This window comes from Bradyrhizobium sp. CFUWI (assembly GCF_056429085.1).
On record NZ_JBWJZE010000323.1, the window covers coordinates 1 to 386 of the forward strand.

The following is a 386-nucleotide window of genomic DNA, read 5'->3' on the forward strand; positions in this document are numbered from 1 at the left end:
CCGAACTGGAAGGTGCTCTCACCGATGCGCGCCGTGCCCTGGCCTTCCACCACGCTGAACACGGTGGCGTCGGTGCCGCGGTAGGTACGGCCCTGGAAGCCCGCGGGCAGCAACTGCAGGAAGGTGGCCATGGTGGGCATGGGCCAGCCGCCGGTGGCGGGGTTCACGTAACGCAGCTTCACGCCGTCCCAGGCGTCCAGCTCACCCTGGCGGAACAGCCGGTCCAGCGCCTCGCGGCTGCGGTCGTAGGGGTAGCTGAAGATCGGCGAGGTCGAGGCCGAGTCCGCCGCGCGGTGGCGCACGGGCGCCATGTTGTGGCCGAAGGCCGCGAAGCTGTGGCCTTCGGGGCGGCTGATGGGCTGCACGGCCTCGGGGTAGTTCTCGGC

Annotated in this window: 1 protein-coding gene; it reads right to left on the reverse strand. The window is 71.2% G+C overall.

Annotated features, from left to right (window positions below; all coding sequences use genetic code 11):
• Positions 1-386: cupin domain-containing protein (locus AC066S_RS40015; protein ID WP_478272097.1), on the reverse strand; the 386-nt coding region annotated here is incomplete at both ends.